Source organism: Pseudomonas sp. TH41, from assembly GCF_016650695.1.
Taxonomy (GTDB): domain Bacteria; phylum Pseudomonadota; class Gammaproteobacteria; order Pseudomonadales; family Pseudomonadaceae; genus Aquipseudomonas.
Genome location: NZ_JAEKFH010000007.1, coordinates 126,954 through 146,637, shown reverse-complemented (window position 1 = coordinate 146,637; position 19,684 = coordinate 126,954). Strand labels below are relative to the sequence as shown.

Below are 19,684 nucleotides of genomic sequence, written 5' to 3'. Positions count from 1 at the left end.
TTTTTCGTTACAGAAGATTAAGCTTCTGCTTGTACTTCGTCAGCCTGCATGCCTTTCTGGCCTTGCACAGCAACGAAAGTCACTTTTTGGCCTTCTTTCAGGCTCTTGAAGCCGTTGCCCTGAATAGCGCGGAAATGCACGAACAGATCCGGACCGCTTTCTGGAGTGATAAAACCAAAACCTTTCTCGTCGTTAAACCACTTGACGGTACCGCTCTGACGTTGGGACATTTCTTATTTCCTTTGACGCTAAAATTAATGACAGTCTCCTTCTTGTGAAAGAGTACTGGGGCTGGTTGCAGGAGAGTAAGAAGACGCCGAACGGGATGTAGCTAACATGTAGGCTACTGCCCAGGTCACGATTCCAAGCGACCCATGCAAACACAGTGAACAAACTCTACGCCAACTATGGGAGAAAAAACAAGCCCCGTGAAGGGCCCGGTTTGCTTGGCTTGGCGGCAGTAGTGCGTGCACTAGTACGGGCTTATTCGATTGAGGTGTTCAATTGTTTTCGATCGTTATAAGGCAAGTTCGTAATCGAAACCCTGCACTGTTTTATGGCGATTGCGTTACACATTAGTGCACTGTTAACGCAATCGCGTTACTTATAGAAACAGTCAATCAGCCGCGATAGTAGCGTTGCGGAACAAATGGCATTTTGCTTACAAGCAATGGCACCTTTTTCCCACGAACAATCGCCCATACCGGTGTATCGATCGCGATGTAGGCGCTGTCGAGGTAACCCATGGCCAACGGACCGCCCAGGGTCGGGCCGAAACCACCGCTGCAAACAGCGCCGATGATGTCGCCGGCATCGTTGACGATCTCTGCACCTTCGCGCACCGGGGTACGTTCCTGAGGCAGCAGGCCAACGCGTTTGCGGCTGACACCCGCTTGCTGTTGGGCGAACACTGTTTCAGCGCCAGGGAAGCCGCCAGGCCGTGCGCCATCAGCGCGACGAGGTTTGGACATAGCCCACAGCAGACTGGCTTCGATGGGCGTGGTGTCGGTGTTCATGTCGTGGCCGTAGAGGCACAGGCCGGCTTCCAGGCGCAGGGAGTCGCGTGCGCCAAGGCCGATGGCCGCTACTTCCGGTTCGGCCAGCAAGGCGCGAGCCAGGGCTTCGGCATGGGCGGCCGGCACCGAGATTTCGAAACCGTCTTCACCGGTGTAGCCAGAACGGCTGACAAAACAGTCGACGCCGAGCAATTTCACGCGGGCGAACTGCATGAAGGTCATCTTCGACACTTCAGGCGCCAGGCGTGCAAGCACGGTGACGGCGGCCGGGCCTTGCAGCGCCAGCAGCGCGCGTTCTTCGAACAGCGGCTCGATGGTGCACTGGTCACCGATGTGCTTGCGCAGATGCGCCAGGTCCTGATCCTTGCAGGCTGCGTTGACCACCAGGAACAGTTCGTCATTGCCCAGGTTGGCGACCATCAGGTCGTCGAGGATGCCGCCGGTCTCGTTAGTGAACATGGCGTAGCGTTGCATGCCCACCGGCAAGTCGATGATGTCCACCGGTACCAGGGTTTCCAGGGCCTTGGCGGCGTTGGCGCCGGTCAGGCGGATCTGACCCATGTGCGAAACATCGAACAGCCCGGCCTGATCACGGGTGTGCTGGTGTTCTTTCATCACGCCCAGTGGGTATTGCACGGGCATGTCGTAGCCTGCGAACGGCACCATGCGGGCGCCGAGTTCGATGTGCAGTGCGTGCAATGGAGTTTTCAACAGTTGTTCGGTGGACATATTCAGCTCCTGAAAAAGTCTGATGCAAGTGAGCGCGCATCAGCACTCGATAATGTTGACCGCCAAACCGCCACGGGCGGTTTCCTTGTATTTGCTTTTCATGTCGGCGCCGGTCTGGCGCATGGTGCGGATGACTTTGTCGAGGGAGACGAAGTGCTGACCATCTCCTCGCAAAGCCATGCGCACCGCATTGATTGCCTTGACCGAACCCATCGCGTTGCGCTCGATGCAAGGCACTTGCACCAGCCCGCCAATCGGGTCGCAGGTCAGGCCGAGGTTGTGCTCCATGCCGATTTCAGCGGCGTTTTCCACTTGTTGCACACTGCCGCCAAGGACTTCGCACAAGGCGCCAGCCGCCATGGAACACGCCACGCCGACTTCACCCTGACAGCCGACTTCGGCGCCGGAGATCGAAGCGTTTTCCTTGTACAAAATACCAATCGCCGCCGCCGTCAGCAGAAAGCGCACGACGCCGTCTTCGCTGGCACCGGGAATGAAGCGCATGTAGTAATGCAACACGGCCGGAACGATCCCCGCTGCACCGTTTGTGGGCGCAGTTACCACGCGCCCGCCGTTGGCGTTTTCTTCGTTGACCGCCAACGCGTAGAGGTTGACCCAGTCCAGTACGGACAACGGATCGCGCAGTGACGATTCCGGGTTCTTGCACAGCTGCCGATGCAGTGCCGCGGCCCGACGTTTGACCTTCAAGCCGCCGGGCAGGATGCCTTCGTTACGGCAACCCGCGGCAACGCAGTCCTGCATCACTTGCCAGATTTTCAGCAATCCGGCGCGGGTTTCCGCTTCCGGGCGCCAGGCACTTTCATTGGTCAGCATCACCTGGCTGATGGACAAGCCGTAGGTGGTGCAGTGACTGAGCAGGTCCTTTGCGCTTTTGAAGGGGAAGGTCAGCGGTGTGGCGTCTTCGACGATGCGGTCGGCGCCAGCGGCGTCTTCATCGACCACAAAACCACCGCCGACGGAGTAATACTCGCGACTGCGGATCTGGATGCCGGCGGCGTCGAAGGCGCGAAAAATCATGCCATTGGGGTGATAGGCCAACGGTTTGCGAATCATCGCCAAATGTTCTTTTTCGTTGAACGCAATGCTGTGTTCGCCGAGCAGGTTCAAGCGGCCGTTGCCACGAATTTCTTGTAGACGAGCGGCGACGGTTTCGGTGTTCACGGTGTCCGGGTGTTCACCTTCCAGGCCCAGTAACACCGCTTTATCGCTGCCGTGGCCCTTGCCGGTGGCGCCGAGTGAGCCGTAAAGCTCGACTCTGATGCTGGTGGTTGCCGACAACAGCCCTTCACGACGCAAACCTTCGGCGAAACGCGCTGCTGCGCGCATCGGGCCGACGGTGTGGGAGCTGGAGGGGCCGATGCCAATTTTGAACAGGTCGAACACGCTTAACGACATGGTTGTTCTCCGGTTTCTTGTTATAGGCGCAGATATCACGAGAGATGCACCCCTGTCCCCTGTCCCCTGTAGGAGCTGTCGAGTGAAACGAGGCTGCGATCTATTGATTGTTTAGAAACCAAGATCAAAAGATCGCAGCCTCGTTTCACTCGACAGCTCCTACAGGTCCTACAGGTCCTACAGCTCCTACAGGGGGATGCGGTGTTCTTGAAGGAGGCGAGCGAACCCGCCCCTTTCATTGGTTTAAGCGTAGCTTTCGATCGACGGGCAGGCGCAAACCAGGTTGCGATCACCAAACACGTTGTCGACCCGGCCGACCGGCGGCCAGTACTTGCCCTCGATCAGCGACGCAACCGGGTACACCGCTTGTTCACGGCTGTACGGATGCGTCCATTCGCCAACGATTTCCGCTGCAGTGTGCGGCGCGTTTTTCAATGGGTTGTCGTCCTTGTCCAGGGTGCCGTTTTCCACCGCGCGGATTTCTTCGCGGATGCGGATCATGGCGTCGCAGAAGCGGTCCAGTTCTTCCTTGGATTCGCTTTCGGTCGGCTCGATCATCAGCGTGCCGGCGACCGGGAACGACATGGTCGGGGCGTGGAAACCGAAGTCGATCAGGCGCTTGGCGACGTCGTCGACGCTGATGCCGCTGCTGTCTTTCAACGGACGCAGGTCGAGGATGCATTCGTGCGCCACCAGGCCGTTACTGCCGGTGTAGAGCACCGGGTAATGCTCTTCGAGGCGACGGGAAATGTAGTTGGCATTGAGGATCGCCAGTTGCGACGCACGCTTGAGGCCGGCGCCACCCATCATCCGAATGTACATCCAGGTGATGGGCAGAATGCTCGCGCTGCCGAACGGTGCCGCGCAGACGGCGCCTTCCTTGCGTGCCATCTGCGCGTGCCCCGGCAGGAACGGGGTCAGGTGCGATTTTACGCCAATCGGGCCGACGCCCGGGCCGCCACCGCCATGCGGGATGCAGAAGGTTTTGTGCAGGTTCAGGTGCGACACGTCGCCGCCGAACTTGCCCGGTGCGCAGAGGCCGACCATCGCGTTCATGTTGGCGCCGTCGATGTACACCTGGCCGCCGTGGTCATGAATGATGCCGCAGATTTCGCGGATGCCTTCTTCGAACACGCCGTGGGTCGACGGGTAGGTGATCATCAAGGCCGCGAGGTGTTCGCGGTGCTCGATGGCCTTGGCGCGCAGGTCTTCGATGTCGACGTTGCCACGTGCGTCGCACGCGGTCACCACCACGCGCATACCGGCCATGTTGGCGGTGGCCGGGTTGGTGCCGTGGGCCGACGACGGGATCAGGCAGATGTCGCGACGGTCTTCGCCACGGCTCTGGTGATAAGCGCGGATGGCCAGCAGACCGGCGTATTCGCCTTGCGAACCGGCGTTCGGTTGCAGGGAGATCGAGTCGTAACCGGTGGCGGCGCAGAGCATCGCTTCCAGTTCATCGGTCAGCTGCTGATAACCGGCGCTTTGCTCGGCGGGGGCGAACGGGTGCAGAGCACCGAATTCAGCCCACGTCACCGGGATCATTTCGCTGGCGGCGTTGAGTTTCATGGTGCAGGAGCCCAGCGGGATCATGGTGCGATCCAGGGCCAGGTCCTTGTCGGCGAGCTTGCGCAGGTAGCGCATCAGCTCGGTTTCCGAGTGATAACGATTGAACACCGGGTGGCTGAGGATCGGCGATTGGCGCACCAGTGTGGCTGGAATAGTGCTGATCACCGAAGCGGCGAGGGCGGCGAAGTCTGGCAGGGCTTTGCCGTCGGCCAGCAGGCTCCACAGGGTTTCAACGTCGGCCTGGCTGGTGGTTTCGTCGAGGGACAGGCCCAGACGTTCGCCGTCGACCACACGCAGGTTGATCTTCTGCGCATGCGCCTTGTCGTGCAGGGCGGCGGTTTGCGCGCCGGTCTTGATCGTCAGGGTGTCGAAGAAGTTGGCTTGCTCGACGCCCAGGCCCAGTGCGCTGAGGCCTTGGGCAAGAATGGCGGTCAGGTGATGCACGCGATTGGCGATCTGCGCCAGGCCTTTCGGGCCGTGGTACACGGCGTACATGCTGGCGATGTTGGCCAACAGCACCTGCGCAGTGCAGATGTTGCTGGTGGCTTTTTCGCGGCGGATATGTTGCTCACGGGTCTGCATCGCCAGACGCAGGGCCGGCTTGCCAAAGCGGTCGACGGAGACACCGACCAGACGGCCCGGCATGTCACGCTTGAACGCATCTTTGGTGGAGAAGTAAGCCGCATGTGGACCACCAAAGCCCAACGGCACGCCGAAGCGTTGTGCGCTGCCGATGGCCACGTCGGCGCCGAACTCGCCCGGCGGGGTGAGTACAGTCAGGGCCAGCAGGTCGGCGGCGACCGCGACCAGCGCGTTGGCGGCGTGGAAGCGTTCAGTCAGTTCGCGGTAGTCGAACACATCACCGTTGCTCGCCGGGTATTGCAGCAGGGCGCCGAAGAACGGCGTCACGTCGCTCAGTTCACGCTCGTCGCCGACCACTACGTCGATGCCCAACGGTTCGGCACGGGTGCGCAGCACGTCGAGGGTTTGCGGGTGGCAATGCACGGAGGCGAAGAAAGCGTGGCTGCCCTTGTTCTTGCTCAGGCGTTTGCAGAACGTCATGGCTTCTGCGGCGGCGGTGGCTTCGTCCAGCAACGAGGCGTTGGCGATCGGCAGGCCGGTGAGGTCGCTGATCAGGGTCTGGAAGTTCAGCAGCGCTTCGAGACGGCCCTGGGAAATTTCTGGCTGGTACGGGGTGTACGCGGTGTACCAGGCCGGGTTTTCCAACAGGTTGCGCAGGATCGGCGACGGTGTGTGGGTGCCGTAGTAACCCTGGCCGATGTAATTCTTGAACAGCTGGTTTTTGCTGGCGATGGATTTGATCAAGGCCAAGGCATCGGCTTCGCTCAGGCCGTCTTCGAGGCCGAGGACGCTGGTGCCTTTGATGCTGTCCGGAATGACGCTGGCGCTCAGCGCTTCCAGCGAGTCAAAACCGAGGCTGTTGAGCATGGCTTGCTCGTCGCCTGTACGCGGGCCGATGTGGCGGGCGATGAATTCGTTGGCGGTGGTCAGGTTGACTTGAGTCATGTTCGGCGCTCCTCAGGCTTCGGCGTTGGCTTTGATCAGGCGGTCGTAGGCGTCTTGATCCAGCAGTTTGGCGACGGCAGAAGTGTCGGCAGGCTGGAAGCGGAAGAACCAGCCTTCGCCCAATGGATCTTCGTTGACCAGCTCAGGGCTGCTGTCGAGTGCCGGGTTCACTTCCAGCACTTCACCGTCCAGCGGCATGTACACGCCGCTGGCGGCTTTTACCGATTCCACGGTGGCGGCTTCGGCGCCTTTTTCGTAGGACTGCAGCTCAGGCAGTTGAACGAAAACCACGTCGCCCAAGGCGTTCTGTGCGAAAGCGGTGATACCGACTGTGACGGTGCCGTCAGCTTCGGTGCGCAGCCATTCGTGATCTTCAGTAAAACGCAACTCGCTCATGGAAACTCCTAAGGGGGCCAGACTCGTCTGGTGGACGCGATTGAATGCTCGGCAATGCCGTACTTTATAAGCGGTCACTAAGCAAAAACACGGCCAATGTTTTTTTATTGTTATAAATCAATAAGTTAGTTTGTTTTTAGGCATGCGTCTGATCGAAATGTGTAGCGAAATCGCTACAGCGCAAGGCGAAGAAAAAAGCGTAGGTGGATCAAAGCCTTGCACAGCGGTGATCAGGAGGGTGTGTAGCGATATCGTTCCGCTGTAGCGCTTTCAGTACAGATAGAGGTCGCTTTTAAAACAGGTTAGACACTCTTGAATTGTGAACCGGGCCCGTAGGAGCTGCCGAAGGCTGCGATCTTGTCGCAGGCAGTACAAGGTCAAAGTCAAAAGATCGCAGCCTTCGGCAGCTCCTACAGGGGAAGCGTGCATCTGTGGGTTGCGATCTTCGCAGGCAGCACAAGGTCAAAGTCAAAAGATCGCAGCCTTCGGCAGCTCCTACAGGGGAAGCGTGCATCTGTGGGTTGCGATCTTGTCGCAGGCAGCCCAAGGTCAAAGTCAAAAGATCGCAGCCTTCGGCAGCTCCTACAGGGGAAGCGTGCATCTGTGGGTTGCGATCTTGTCGCAGGCAGCCCAAGGTCAAAGTCAAAAGATCGCAGCCTTCGGCAGCTCCTACAGGGGAAGCGTGCATCTGTGGGTTGCGATCTTGTCGCAGGCAGCACAAGGTCAAAGTCAAAAGATCGCAGCCTTCGGCAGCTCCTACAGGGAAAGCGTGCATCTGTGGGTCGTCCGAACGCGGCCCGAGCCTTCGGCAGCTCCTACAAAGGTAAGCGTGAGGCCGAAGGTGAGGCAGGCTTACGGCTTATTGGGAATGCCGTACTTGCGCAATCGATGAGCAATCGCGGTGTGGGAAGTTTGCAAACGGCTGGCCAGTTGCCGCGTCGACGGATAGCTGACGTAGAGTTTTTCCAGCAAGGTTTTCTCGAACTCTTCCATGGCTTGTTCAAGGCTGTCGACGTCGCTGTCGCTTTGGCGCGCCACTGAGGTGCCGGCGATGTCGAGGTCACCAATGTCCACCAGCGTGCTCTCGCAAATGGCCGCGGCGCGGAAGATCACGTTCTGCAATTGCCGCACGTTGCCCGGCCAGCGATTGCCCAGCAGCGCCGGATAAGTCCCGGGTGCCAACCGGCAGACCGGGCGCTGAATCTGTGCACAGGCCTGCTGCATGAAATAGCGCGCCAGCAGCAGAATGTCCTGGCCGCGCTCGCGCAGGGGCGGGACTTCGACGTTCAGGACATTGAGGCGATAGAACAGGTCTTCACGGAAGCTGCCTTCGCTGACCATTTTCTCCAGATCGCGGTGCGTCGCACTGAGGATCCGCACGTTGACCTTGACCTCACGATCACCACCGACCCGGCGGAAGCTGCCGTCGTTGAGAAAGCGCAGCAGCTTCGCCTGCAAGTACGGCGACATTTCGCCGATCTCGTCGAGAAACACCGTGCCCTGGTTGGCCAGTTCCATCAGCCCCGGTTTACCGCCCCGTTGCGCACCGGTGAACGCGCCAGGGGCGTAGCCGAACAGTTCGCTTTCGGCGAGGTTCTCCGGCAATGCCGCGCAATTCAACGCCAGGAACGGCGAAGTGTGGCGAGCGCTGATGGCGTGGCAGGCCCGGGCCACCAACTCTTTGCCGGTGCCGGTTTCGCCCTGGATTAACAGCGGCGCATCGAGGGCCGCGACCCGTTGGGCGCGAGCCTTGAGGGTACGGATGACCGGCGACTCGCCGAGCAACGCATCGAAACCTTCGGCGTGATCGTGGTGCAGCGCGGAAAGGCGCTCACCGATGCGGTTGGGTTGATACAGGGTCAGCAGGGCGCCGGCATCGGTAATTGGCGTGGCGTCCAGCAGCAAGGTCTGGCCGTTGACCGTGATCTCGCGCAGCGGCAGGCGGAAACCGTGTTCCAGCAGAGCGTCGAGCAACGCCGGATCGGCAAACAATTCGGTGATACTTTCACCGGCCGGTTCGCGGCCGTACAGGGCAATCAATGCCGGGTTGGCCAGCAACACCTTGCCGGCACTGTCCAGCGCCAGCACCGGGTCGGTCATGGCCGCGAGCAAGGCATCGAGCTGCAAGTGCCGACGCTGGCCGGGAAGGATGTCAACCACTGTCACCGCTTGCACGCCACGCACACTGAACAGGGCATCGCGCAACTCTTCCAGGACTTCCGGACTCAGGGTCGGGGCGTCGATGTAGACGTTGGGTGGAACCATTTCCACCGCATCGAGATTGAGATTGCGCCCACCGAGCAAGGCCAGGACTTCCTGGGTAATGCCGACGCGGTCGATGAAGCTGACGTGGATACGCATGGTGCGGTTTGGTTCTGGAATGCGGAGGGTGGCAAGTATGCCTTGGGGCGGGCGAATGGTGAAATCCTGCGCAGGATTTCAGGGCTATTACGCAGAACCCCTGTAGGAGCGAGCTTGCTCGCGAAGGACTTGAGAACACCGCGGTTATTCAGTAAGCCCGCGGTTATCGTTAACGTCCTTCGCGAGCAAGCTCGCTCCTACAGGGGTGGTGGGGTTATTCGAAGTGTTCGGGGTTTACCGGGTCGCCGGATTTCATATCCAACTGCTTCCGGATGTCTTCGAACATCAGGTCGTAGTGCTTGTGGACCGAGCCAATCTGGCTGTGCGTCTTTGGGATTCCGTACTTCTCGGCGATTTTCGTCACGTTGTTGGCGAAGTTGTAAGCCTCCTCCTTGGGCAGAAAGAAGGTCTCTGTCATGTCCTTTCCCTGAATGCTGCCATGCATGGTGAATTGGATGCCTTTTACCCCTTTGGGGTTCGTGCTGAGTTCATAGTCGAGGTGCACGTTGTAGCTGACATCATCCTTGTTCAGCGCGTGACGCTCGATGTGCAAGTGGCCTGGCTCAAACATTGCCATAGACGTCTCTCCTTACAAGTAAGTAATGCCAGGTTTCGCCGTGCTGATGCGCGTACCGGCCTTGCCCTGGACGATCGCTTCAATGTCCGAGAGTGAGCCGATCACCGCAGTTTTTCCAGTATGGCGCGCGAACTCGCAGGCCGCCTGGACCTTTGGTCCCATGGAGCCGGCCGCGAAGCCGAGTTTTTCCATTTCGTCCGGGTGGGCCTGGGCGATGGCTTTCTGGGTTGGCTTGCCGAAGTCGATGAACGCGGCGTTGACGTCGGTCGCAATCACCAGCAAATCGCTGTCCAGCTGTTCGGCCAGCAGCGCCGAACACAGGTCTTTGTCGATCACCGCTTCCACGCCTTGCAGCTTGCCATCGGCACCGTACATCGTCGGAATGCCGCCACCACCGGCACAAATCACGATGCTGCCTTTTTCCAGTAGCCACTTGATCGGGCGGATTTCAAAGATGCGTTTGGGTCTGGGACTGGCGACCACGCGGCGATATTTGTCGCCGTCCGGGGCAATCGACCAACCTTTCTCGGCGGCGAGTTTTTCCGCTTCGGCTTTGGCATAGACCGGACCGATGGGTTTGGTCGGGTTCTGGAAGGCCGGGTCGTTGGCGTCGACTTCAACCTGGGTCAACAGAGTGGCGAACGGCACTTCGAAATCCAGCAGGTTGCCCAGTTCCTGTTCGATGATATAGCCGATCATGCCTTCGGTTTCGGCACCGAGCACGTCCAGCGGGTAAGGGGACACCGAGGTGTAGGCCGCGGCCTGCAACGACAGCAGGCCAACTTGCGGACCATTGCCATGGGCGATCACCAGTTGGTTGCCGGGATAGGCCTTGGCGATCTGTTCGGTGGCGATCCGGATGTTGGCGCGTTGGTTGTCCGCGGTCATGGGTTCACCACGGCGGAGCAGGGCGTTACCGCCCAGAGCGACGACGATACGCATAATGCAGTCCTTTCAGAATTCGGTGATCCCTGTAGGAGCTGCCGAAGGCTGCGATCTTTTGATCCTGATTTTGATCTTTGCCGAGCCCATAAAGATCAACAGCAAGATCAAAAGATCGCAGCCTTCGGCAGCTCCTACAGGGGTTAGTGGTGGGTCACACCTAGATATCCGCCAACGCCGACACCAGGATCGCCTTGATCGTGTGCATGCGGTTTTCCGCTTGCTCGAAGGCGATGTTGGCTGGCGATTCGAAGACCTCTTCGGTGACCTCGACGCCATTGGCCAGGTGCGGATACCGCGCGGCGATGTCCTTGCCGACCTTGGTTTCGCTGTTGTGGAACGCCGGCAGGCAGTGCATGAATTTCACGCGCGGGTTGCCGGCGGCCTTCATCATGTCGGCGTTGACCTGGTACGGCAGCAGTTGCTCGATGCGCTCGTCCCATGCTTCCACCGGTTCACCCATGGACACCCAGATATCGGTATGGATGAAGTCGACGCCCTTGACCGCCGCTTTCGGGTCTTCGGTGATGGTGATGCGTGCGCCGCTTTCTTCGGCGAAGGCTTTGCACTGGGCGATGAAGTCAGCGTGTGGCCACAGGGCTTTCGGTGCGGCAATGCGCACGTCCATGCCGAGTTTGGCGCCGATCATCAGCAGCGAGTTGCCCATGTTGTAGCGGGCGTCGCCGAGGTAGGCGTAGCTGATGTCATGCAGCGGCTTGTCGCTGTGCTCGCGCATGGTCAGGGTGTCGGCGATCATTTGCGTCGGGTGGAATTCAGCGGTCAGGCCGTTGAACACCGGCACGCCGGCGAACTTGGCCAGCTCTTCGACGATTTCCTGTTCGAAGCCACGGTACTCGATGGCATCGAACATCCGCCCCAGCACACGGGCGGTGTCTTTCATGCTTTCTTTGTGGCCGATCTGCGACGACACCGGGTCGATGTAGGTGACATGAGCGCCCTGGTCATGGGCAGCAACTTCGAAGGCGCAACGGGTGCGGGTCGAGGTTTTTTCGAAGATCAGCGCGATGTTTTTGCCTTGCAGGTGTGGGCGTTCGGTGCCGGTGTACTTGGCGCGTTTGAGGTCCCGAGACAGGTCCAGCAGATAGTGCAGCTCGCGAGTGGTGTGGTGCATCAGCGAGAGCAGGCTGCGGTTGCGCATATTGAAAGCCATTTTGGATCTCCTTTGGTATCGGTTATCCCCAGGGCCCGCGCATGCCTTGGTGTAGAAGGCAACGCGAGCCGAGGTGGGCAAATTAATAGTCGATAGGGTCGCGAATGATCGGGCAGGTCATGCAGTGGCCGCCGCCACGGCCGCGACCGAGCTCGCCGGCGCTGATGGTGATGACTTCCACACCGGCCTTGCGCAGCAGGGTGTTGGTGTAGGTATTGCGGTCATAACCGATCACCACACCTGGTTCCACGGCAACCACGTTGTTGCCGTCGTCCCACTGCTCGCGTTCGGCGGCGAAGCTGTTGCCGCCGGTTTCCACTACGCGTAACGCTTTGAGGTTAAGGGCCTTGGCCACGGTGTCGAGGAAGTTGGTTTCTTCGCGGCGAATGTCGATGCCGCCCGGTTTGCTTTCGTCAGGGCGCAGGGTGAAGGCGACGATCTGGTTCACCACTTCCGGGAAGATCGTCACCAGGTCGCGGTCGCAGAAGCTGAACACGGTGTCCAGGTGCATCGCTGCGCGGGATTTCGGCAGGCCGGCGACGATCACGCGTTCAACGGCTTTATTTTTGAACAGGTTCACTGCCAGTTGACCGATGGCCTGACGGGACGAGCGTTCGCCCATGCCGATCAACACCACACCGTTGCCGATCGGCATGACGTCGCCGCCTTCAAGGGTGGAGCTGCCGTGTTCCTTGTCCGGGTCGCCGTACCAGATCTCGAAGTCGGCGTTGGTGAACTGCGGGTGGAATTTGTAGATCGCAGTGGCTAGCAGGGTTTCCTGACGACGCGCCGGCCAGTACATCGGGTTCAGCGTCACACCACCGTAGATCCAGCACGTGGTATCGCGCGTGAACTGAGTGTTGGGCAGCGGCGGTAAAATGAAGCTGGAGTGGCCGAGGAAATCGCGGAACATTTGAATGGTCTTGCCGCCGAAACTGTCCGGCAGGTCATCGGCGGAGACGCCGCCGATCAAGAATTCGGCGATCTTGCGCGGCTCCAGGCTGCGCAGCCACGACCCCACTTCATTGATCAGGCCGAGTCCGACCGTGTTGGCGGTGATCTTGCGCTCCAGAATCCAGTCCAGGGCTTCGGGGATGGCGACGATGTCGGTCAGCAAGTTGTGCATTTCCACGACATCGATATTGCGTTCGCGCATTTTGGTGACGAAATCGAAATGGTCGCGCTTGGCTTGGGCAACCCACAACACATCGTCGAACAGCAGTTCGTCGCAGTTGTTCGGGGTCAACCGCTGGTGGGCCAGGCCGGGGGAGCAAACCATGACTTTGCGCAGTTTGCCGGCTTCGGAATGGACGCCGAACTTAACTTTTTCCGTGGTCATTACAGTGATCCTCCAGATGACAAACGAGTCAGGTATTTACAGGGTCAGGAAGCCGTCATAGAGCCCATAGGCCGCCACCAGGGCGCCCACGATGACTGCGGCGAAAATCAGCTTCTCGACGTTGGTGAAAACCGGTTTGTTGACTTCAAGCTTGGCCTTGGCGAACAGGATCACGCCGGGCGCATAGAGCAGGGCGGAGAGCAGCAGGTACTTGGTGCCCCCCGCGTAGACCAGCCAGACTGCGTAGATCACCGAGATGGCGCCGATGAGCAGGTCCTTCGAGCGTTCGCGGGCATCGTTTTCGTAGCTCTCGCCGCGCACCGCCAGCAGCAGGGCGTAGGCCGCCGACCACAGGTACGGCACCAGGATCATCGAGGTGGCGAGGTAAATCAGCGACAGGTAAGTGCTGGCCGAGAACAGGGTGATGATCAGGAACAGCTGCACCATCGCGTTGGTCAGCCACAAGGCATTGACCGGCACATGGTTGGCGTTTTCCTTGCGCAGGAAGGCCGGCATGGTGTGGTCCTTGGCGGCGGCGAACATGATCTCCGCACACAGCAGCACCCAGGACAGCAGGGCACCCAGCAAGGAGATGATCAGACCGACGCTGATCAGCACCGCGCCCCAGTGCCCGACCACATGTTCCAGCACGGCCGCCATCGACGGGTTCTGCAGTTTGGCCAGTTCCGGCTGGGTCATGATGCCCAGCGACAGCACGTTCACCAGCACCAGGAACAGCAACACAGTGATGAAACCGATCACGGTAGCTTTACCGACGTCGCTGCGTTTTTCCGCGCGGGCCGAGAAAATGCTCGCGCCTTCGATACCGATGAACACCCAGACGGTGACCAGCATCATTTTGCGCACCTGGTTCATCACACTGCCCAGGTCCGGGTTTTTCACACCCCAGATGTCAGCGGTAAAGATGTCCAGTTTGAAGGCGAAAATCGCGATCAGCACAAACAGCAGCAGCGGCACGACCTTGGCTACGGTGGTCACCAGGTTGATGAACGCCGCTTCCTTGATCCCGCGTAGCACGAGAAAGTGCACGGCCCATAGCAGCACCGACGCACCGATCACGGCGGCAACGGTGTTGCCTTCGCCGAAGATTGGAAAGAAGTAACCGAGTGTACTGAACAGCAGAACGAAGTATCCGACGTTGCCCAGCCAGGCACTGATCCAGTAACCCCAGGCGGACGAGAAACCCATGTAGTCGCCGAAACCGGCTTTGGCATAGGCGTAAACACCGCCGTCCAGGTCAGGCTTTCGATTGGCGAGGGTCTGGAATACGAAGGCCAGGGTCAGCATGCCGACCGCTGTAATGGCCCAACCGATCAATACCGCGCCGACATCGGCACTGGCGGCCATGTTCTGGGGCAAAGAAAAGATCCCGCCACCAATCATTGAGCCGACAACCAGCGCAACCAACGCGCCGAGTTTCAGTTTTCCGGGGGATTCAGACATTGCATGACTCCAATGCAGGAGAAAAGAGACAACAGATTAATTCTGTTAACAGTTCAATCAGCTGACTTAGATCAGTGCATGGGTACATTCCTTTGTTAATTAAAGGCTTGCGAACCTTTCACCGGTCATAAAAATATTGCCGGAAAAGCCCTTTCCAGAGGCATCGGCCACAATAAGTAAAAATAATGCGTATCACTTGGAGTTTTTAAACTAGTTCGTTTTTACGTTTCCGCAAATTTTTGACGCTTGTTTTCAGTTCAGTATCGATTAATTAGGATCGACCCACCAAACCGCTCTTTGCCATGGTGTTTATAGATTGATCAGTTATAAATAATCGATGTGATTTGGCGTTATCTAATAAACGTTATTACGCTGTATCTATTTAGTTCAAACCAACACTGTGACGGTTTCACGGTCGTGGTCGACCCCCGACCGCATCGGGAACAAAAGTGGAGACGCAGGAATGTCGCAACCGACGCAGAAGCTTCGCCTGAGCGCGCTGATCGCCCTGGTGGTGGGATCGATGATTGGGGGCGGGATTTTCTCCCTGCCGCAGAACATGGCCGCTCAAGCCGATGTCGGGGCGGTATTGATCGGGTGGGCTATCACGGCGGTGGGGATGCTGACCCTGGCCTTTGTCTTTCAGACGTTGGCCAATCGCAAACCCGAACTGGACTCTGGGGTGTATGCCTACGCCAAGGCCGGGTTTGGCGACTACATGGGATTTTCATCCGCCTGGGGTTACTGGATCAGCGCCTGGCTGGGCAACGTCGGGTATTTTGTCCTGCTGTTCAGTACCCTCGGCTACTTCTTTCCGGTTTTTGGTCACGGCAACACGCCGATCGCCATTGGCTGCGCGTCGGTGTTGCTGTGGGCCGTGCATTTTCTGGTGATGCGCGGGATCAAGGAGGCGGCGTTCATCAATCAACTGACGACCGTGGCCAAGATCATCCCGCTGATCATGTTCATCGTCATCGCGGCCGTAGCGTTCAAGGCCGATATCTTCACCCGGGACATCTGGGGCCGTAGCAACCCGAATTTCGGCGGGGTGATGGATCAAGTGCGCAACATGATGTTGGTGACGGTGTTCGTGTTCATCGGCATCGAAGGCGCCAGTGTGTATTCGGCACGGGCGCAGAAGCGTTCCGATGTCGGACGGGCGACGGTCATCGGTTTTCTCGGCGTGCTGGCGTTGCTGGTGCTGGTGAACGTGTTGTCCCTCGGGATCATGAGCCAACCCGAGTTGGCGAAACTGCAAAACCCTTCTCTGGCGGCGGTGCTGGAACATATCGTCGGCCCTTGGGGCGCGCTGCTGATCAGTGTCGGCCTGGCGATTTCGCTGCTCGGTGCCTTGTTGTCGTGGGCACTGCTCTGCGCCGAAATCCTCTTCGCCACCGCCAAGGACAAGACCATGCCGGCCTTCCTGAAGAAGGAAAACGCCAACCATGTGCCGGTGAACGCGCTGTGGCTGACCAATGTGATGATCCAGATTTTCCTGCTGATCACGCTGTTTTCCGCCGGTACGTATACCAGCCTGATCTATCTCGCTTCATCGATGATCCTGGTGCCTTACTTGTGGTCGGCGGCCTATGCGGTGCTGTTGAGCGGACGCGGCGAAACCTACGAACACGCTTCGGCCGAACGGACCAAAGACTTGATGATCGGCGGCATCGCCCTGTGTTACGCGGTGTGGTTGTTGTACGCCGGTGGGGTGAAGTATTTGCTGCTGTCGGCGTTGCTGTATGCGCCGGGGGTGATTCTGTTTGCCAAGGCCAAGCATGAGCAGGGCGAGCCCTTGTTCACTCATTTCGAGAAGGGGATTTTTACCTGTGTGATGACCGGTGCCGGGTTGGCAGCGTATGGGTTGTACAGCGGCTTGCTGTCGTTGTGAGGTTGTTGCTGGAGCACCAGGCGCCTTATGACTGGCCGGCGATGCTGGGTTTTTTGTCGGCGCGGGCCGTGGCTGGAATGGAAACGGTGGTCGATGGCGTTTACTCGCGCAGCATCGGGTTGAACGGTGTTCAAGGCACGTTTTCGATCAAGCCTGCACAGGTGGACGCGCTGGAAGTCATGCTGGATTTTCCAGATAGCGCGGCGATACCGCAGATTGTTGCGCGACTGCGGCGGATGTTTGATCTGGATGCTGATCTGGCAGCGATTCATCGGCCGTTAGCGGTTGATTCGTTGATGGCGCGGCTGATTGCCGAACATCCGGGGTTGCGAGTGCCGGGGGCTTGGGACGGGCTGGAGTTGGCGATCCGTGCGGTGCTGGGGCAGCAGATTACGGTGGGCGCGGCGATTAAGTTGGCGGGGAAACTGGTGGAGCAGTATGGGCAGCATTTATCGTCTTCGTTGCCCGGTGTGGCTTACGTGTTTCCTGAGGCTGGCGTTTTGGCGCAAGCCGATCTGGCGACGTTGGGAATGCCGAAAAGCCGTGGCCGGACATTGTCTGGCGTGGCTCAGGCGTTGCTGGATGATCCTGTGTTGCTTGAGCCGGCTCGGGCGGGTGGTGTGGCGCGGTTGTTGGCGTTGCACGGGATTGGTGACTGGACGGCGCAGTACATTGCACTGCGGCAGTTGCGGGAGATGGATGCGTTTCCGAGTGGGGATGTGGGGTTGATCAATGCGTTGGCGGCGCTGGAGGGTGGGCCGGTCACTGCGCGGGCGTTGTTGCAGCGGGCTGAAATCTGGAGACCTTATCGAGGGTATGCGGCGCAGCTGCTTTGGACATCGCTGAGCCGGACTGACTGAACTGATCCAAGCAGGATGTTGAATATTATGGCCTCTTCGCGAGCAAGCCCGCTCCCACATTTGACCGAGTTGTCCTGATGGAATGAGGTCAAATGTGGGAGCGGGCTTGCTCGCGAAGGCTATCTGATAGTCACCACCACTGCGGGCGATGGGAACCCAGTTCCGAAGCCGGAAGCGCCCACTGCAGCGGCGTGCCGGTGATTTTCAATGGCACCTGCAGTCGATGCGCCGCCCCCCAAGGCGTCTGTTCAACCAACATCCCCTGATCATTCTCATCCTCCGCCCGCAACGGCTCATGGGTCCCCGGTCCCTGTTCAATCAGCAACTTCGCCGTTCGCGCCAACGACAACCTTGCCGACCCACCTCGTCCCAATAACTTGATCGCCGCAGCCGCCATCAAATACCCGGTTGCATGATCCAGTGCCTGCACCGGCAACGGCGTCGGCTTGTCCGCTTTCTTCCACTGCATGCCCGCCTCGGCAATCCCGCTGCTCATCTGCACCAGGCTGTCGAACCCCCGACGATTCTGCCAGGGACCGCTCCAGCCATAGGCGTTGAGGCACACATCAATCAGGCCCGGTGCCCATTTCTGACGCTCGGCAACACCGTAACCCAAGCGCTCCAACGCATCGGCACGGTAACCATGAAGCAGGATATCGGCGTTCTTGAGCAGGTTTTCGAAGACGGCTCGATCGCTCTTGTCGTGCAGGTCCAGCCGGGCACAGCGTTTGCCCAGAGTGACTTCCGGCACCACGCCCGGCTCGTTCCAGGCCGGCGGGTCGATACGCAGCACGTCGGCGCCGAGGCCAGCGAGAAAACGACTGGCAATAGGCCCGGCGAGAACGCGCGTGAGGTCCAGCACCTTGATCCCGGCCAGCGGTTGCGCCACGGACCCTTGCCACGCTTTCACGTTTTGACCGCTACCATTGCTGAACTGAATAAGCGGTTCGGCGTTCACGGCCTGGCCCTGAGGGTGCGCCTGCCATTGCGCCCAGCTGCGCATTTCGGCGGCGCAACCACCGGCATTCACCACCGCCTGTTCCAGATCACTTTTCGCCCATTGCGCGACCTTGTTGGCCATCGCTGCACGGTCGGCACAGGCGCCGAGTACGCTTTCGGCCGCCGCACGGTGATGTGGCGCGTTGGTGTGCAGGCGGATCCAACCATCCTTGGTCGCGTAATCACCCGCGACCGGATCCCACAGCGGTGGAATGCTCCAGCCGACGGGACGGATCGACGTTGCGAACCAGAACGAGGCGAGTCGACGGTCGACTTCAAGGGCGGGCAGGCGACCGGTGTGTTGCTGCAGCCATTCACTGACCGCCTGACCGGCAGCGCCAATACTGGCGCATGCCAGGTCGGTAACGGCAAACGCCGAAGGCAGGGCGCCACTCGACGTGAAAGGAATCGGGGGTTGGGGCAAGCCGAGTGCGGCTTGAATGGACGTGAGTAAACCAGTCATCGAAGGCCCTCCGGAATGAGAGCCCGATCATAGTTCAAAAACATGTCGCCCGAATGAAATCCCCCCTGTAGGAGCGAGCTTGCTCGCGAAGGTGTGTCAGTCGGCGCCAAGTTAGCTGACACACCATCGCGAGCAAGCTCGCTCCTACAAGGGGGCCATGGTGGGTTCTTTACACCCGGAACTGATCCATCAACTTCATCTGGTGAGTCGTCAGGGAATTCAGCTTGCTGCTGATCTGCGCCGATTCAGTGGCCTGGCCGGTCAGGGTTTCGGTGACGCTACGGATCGCCGACACATTGCGGTTGACCTCTTCGGCCACGGCGCTTTGCTGTTCGGCGGCGCTGGCGATTTGCAGGTTCATGTCACTGATCACGGTGACCGCGTCACTGATTTTGCCAAGGGCCTGGACCGCTTGTTGAATCTGTCCGGCGTTGCTGTGAGCCTGTGTCTGGCTCGAATGCATGGTCGCGACCACGCCGCGCGTGCCGGTCTGGATGCGTTCGATCACGATGCGGATTTCTTCCACTGAGTCCTGGGTCCGTTTGGCCAGGTTGCGCACTTCGTCAGCGACCACCGCAAACCCGCGACCGCTCTCGCCGGCACGGGCCGCTTCAATCGCGGCGTTGAGCGCCAGCAAGTTGGTTTGCTCGGCGATGCTGCGGATCACTTCCAGTACCGAACCGATCTGCTCACTGTTGACCGCCAACGCTTCCACTTCGGTCACTGCTTTGCTGACTTCGTCGGCCAGTTGATTGATGTCGCGGGTACTGCGCTCGATGATCGACATGCCGTCGCGGGCCGACTGGTCGGCCCCTTTGGCGGCATTGGCCGCGTTCGAGGCGCTGTTGGCGACGTCGTGGGCGGTGGCGCTCATTTCATTGGACGCGGTGGCGACCTGGTCGATTTCGCGGAACTGCACCTGCATGCCTTCGCTGGTCTGGCGGGCGATTTCCGAAGACTGGTC

General features: G+C 59.4%; 15 protein-coding genes. 2 read left to right on the top strand and 13 right to left on the bottom strand.

The genetic code is table 11. The annotated features are described in order from the left end of the window. Positions 1-17: 17 nt before the first annotated feature. The 11 genes from JFU37_RS27675 to arcD (JFU37_RS27625) all read right to left on the bottom strand — a co-directional run bounded on the left by JFU37_RS27675 (position 18) and on the right by arcD (JFU37_RS27625) (position 14,507). The gene (locus JFU37_RS27675; RefSeq protein ID WP_003175786.1) at positions 18-230 is read right to left on the bottom strand and encodes a cold-shock protein; all 213 of its coding nucleotides are present in this window, start codon (positions 228-230) and stop codon (positions 18-20) included. Between the two features lie 390 nt (positions 231-620). After that, positions 621-1,745, bottom strand: coding sequence for a glycine cleavage system aminomethyltransferase GcvT (gcvT, locus tag JFU37_RS27670; RefSeq protein ID WP_201120230.1), 1,125 nt, complete (start codon positions 1,743-1,745; stop codon positions 621-623). A 39-nt stretch (positions 1,746-1,784) separates the two neighbouring features. Next, positions 1,785-3,161 carry an L-serine ammonia-lyase gene (locus JFU37_RS27665; RefSeq protein ID WP_201120229.1) on the bottom strand — a complete coding sequence of 459 codons (1,377 nt, stop codon included), beginning with the start codon at positions 3,159-3,161 and terminating at the stop codon, positions 1,785-1,787. Positions 3,162-3,404: 243 nt separating this feature from the next. Further along, positions 3,405-6,257, bottom strand: coding sequence for an aminomethyl-transferring glycine dehydrogenase (gcvP, locus tag JFU37_RS27660; protein WP_201120227.1), 2,853 nt, complete (start codon positions 6,255-6,257; stop codon positions 3,405-3,407). A 12-nt stretch (positions 6,258-6,269) separates the two neighbouring features. Then, positions 6,270-6,653 carry a glycine cleavage system protein GcvH gene (gene gcvH, locus JFU37_RS27655; protein WP_201120225.1) on the bottom strand — a complete coding sequence of 128 codons (384 nt, stop codon included), beginning with the start codon at positions 6,651-6,653 and terminating at the stop codon, positions 6,270-6,272. A gap of 852 nt (positions 6,654-7,505) precedes the next feature. Next, the gene (locus tag JFU37_RS27650) at positions 7,506-9,014 is read right to left on the bottom strand and encodes a sigma-54-dependent transcriptional regulator (RefSeq protein ID WP_201120223.1); all 1,509 of its coding nucleotides are present in this window, start codon (positions 9,012-9,014) and stop codon (positions 7,506-7,508) included. Positions 9,015-9,228: 214 nt separating this feature from the next. After that, a complete protein-coding gene (locus JFU37_RS27645; RefSeq protein WP_201120221.1) occupies positions 9,229-9,591 on the bottom strand; it encodes a DUF5064 family protein in 363 nt (120 codons plus the stop codon). Between the two features lie 12 nt (positions 9,592-9,603). Then, entirely contained in the window at positions 9,604-10,533 is a 930-nt protein-coding gene (arcC, locus tag JFU37_RS27640; protein WP_201120219.1) for a carbamate kinase, read from the bottom strand. A 160-nt stretch (positions 10,534-10,693) separates the two neighbouring features. Beyond that, entirely contained in the window at positions 10,694-11,704 is a 1,011-nt protein-coding gene (locus tag JFU37_RS27635) for an ornithine carbamoyltransferase (protein WP_201120212.1), read from the bottom strand. Positions 11,705-11,786: 82 nt separating this feature from the next. Continuing rightward, positions 11,787-13,043 (bottom strand): arginine deiminase, encoded by a 1,257-nt coding sequence (gene arcA, locus JFU37_RS27630; RefSeq protein ID WP_201120210.1) that lies wholly within the window; start codon positions 13,041-13,043, stop codon positions 11,787-11,789. Positions 13,044-13,079: 36 nt separating this feature from the next. Further along, on the bottom strand, positions 13,080-14,507 hold the full coding sequence (gene arcD / locus JFU37_RS27625) for an arginine-ornithine antiporter (protein WP_201120207.1): 1,428 nt from the start codon (positions 14,505-14,507) through the stop codon (positions 13,080-13,082). Positions 14,508-14,970: 463 nt separating this feature from the next. On the opposite strand from arcD (JFU37_RS27625), the gene arcD (JFU37_RS27620) reads away from it, so the two are divergent. Continuing rightward, positions 14,971-16,398, top strand: a complete 1,428-nt coding sequence (gene arcD, locus JFU37_RS27620) for an arginine-ornithine antiporter (protein WP_201120205.1) — start codon at positions 14,971-14,973, stop codon at positions 16,396-16,398. Beyond that, complete coding sequence (locus tag JFU37_RS27615; protein ID WP_201120203.1) at positions 16,395-17,258, top strand: AlkA N-terminal domain-containing protein; 864 nt, start codon at positions 16,395-16,397, stop codon at positions 17,256-17,258. Before arcD (JFU37_RS27620) ends, JFU37_RS27615 begins: the two co-directional genes overlap by 4 nt. Positions 17,259-17,388: 130 nt before the next feature. On the opposite strand, the gene JFU37_RS27610 is transcribed toward JFU37_RS27615, so the two are convergent. Continuing rightward, a complete protein-coding gene (locus JFU37_RS27610) occupies positions 17,389-18,720 on the bottom strand; it encodes a CoA transferase (RefSeq protein ID WP_201120201.1) in 1,332 nt (443 codons plus the stop codon). A 169-nt stretch (positions 18,721-18,889) separates the two neighbouring features. Then, positions 18,890-19,645, bottom strand: coding sequence for a methyl-accepting chemotaxis protein (locus JFU37_RS31410; RefSeq protein WP_446739615.1), 756 nt, complete (start codon positions 19,643-19,645; stop codon positions 18,890-18,892). Positions 19,646-19,684: the final 39 nt, after the last annotated feature.

Excerpts from the sequence above, each read along its gene's own strand:
- JFU37_RS27675 (WP_003175786.1), bottom strand. The coding sequence starts at position 230 with ATGTCCCAACGTCAGAGCGGTACCGTCAAGTGGTTTAACGACGAGAAA.
- gcvT (WP_201120230.1), bottom strand. The coding sequence starts at position 1,745 with ATGTCCACCGAACAACTGTTGAAAACTCCATTGCACGCACTGCACATC.
- JFU37_RS27665 (WP_201120229.1), bottom strand. The coding sequence starts at position 3,161 with ATGTCGTTAAGCGTGTTCGACCTGTTCAAAATTGGCATCGGCCCCTCC.
- gcvP (WP_201120227.1), bottom strand. The coding sequence starts at position 6,257 with ATGACTCAAGTCAACCTGACCACCGCCAACGAATTCATCGCCCGCCAC.
- gcvH (WP_201120225.1), bottom strand. The coding sequence starts at position 6,653 with ATGAGCGAGTTGCGTTTTACTGAAGATCACGAATGGCTGCGCACCGAA.
- JFU37_RS27650 (WP_201120223.1), bottom strand. The coding sequence starts at position 9,014 with ATGCGTATCCACGTCAGCTTCATCGACCGCGTCGGCATTACCCAGGAA.
- JFU37_RS27645 (WP_201120221.1), bottom strand. The coding sequence starts at position 9,591 with ATGGCAATGTTTGAGCCAGGCCACTTGCACATCGAGCGTCACGCGCTG.
- arcC (WP_201120219.1), bottom strand. The coding sequence starts at position 10,533 with ATGCGTATCGTCGTCGCTCTGGGCGGTAACGCCCTGCTCCGCCGTGGT.
- JFU37_RS27635 (WP_201120212.1), bottom strand. The coding sequence starts at position 11,704 with ATGGCTTTCAATATGCGCAACCGCAGCCTGCTCTCGCTGATGCACCAC.
- arcA (WP_201120210.1), bottom strand. The coding sequence starts at position 13,043 with ATGACCACGGAAAAAGTTAAGTTCGGCGTCCATTCCGAAGCCGGCAAA.
- arcD (WP_201120207.1), bottom strand. The coding sequence starts at position 14,507 with ATGTCTGAATCCCCCGGAAAACTGAAACTCGGCGCGTTGGTTGCGCTG.
- arcD (WP_201120205.1), top strand. The coding sequence starts at position 14,971 with ATGTCGCAACCGACGCAGAAGCTTCGCCTGAGCGCGCTGATCGCCCTG.
- JFU37_RS27610 (WP_201120201.1), bottom strand. The coding sequence starts at position 18,720 with ATGACTGGTTTACTCACGTCCATTCAAGCCGCACTCGGCTTGCCCCAA.
- JFU37_RS31410 (WP_446739615.1), bottom strand. The coding sequence starts at position 19,645 with ATGCAGGTGCAGTTCCGCGAAATCGACCAGGTCGCCACCGCGTCCAAT.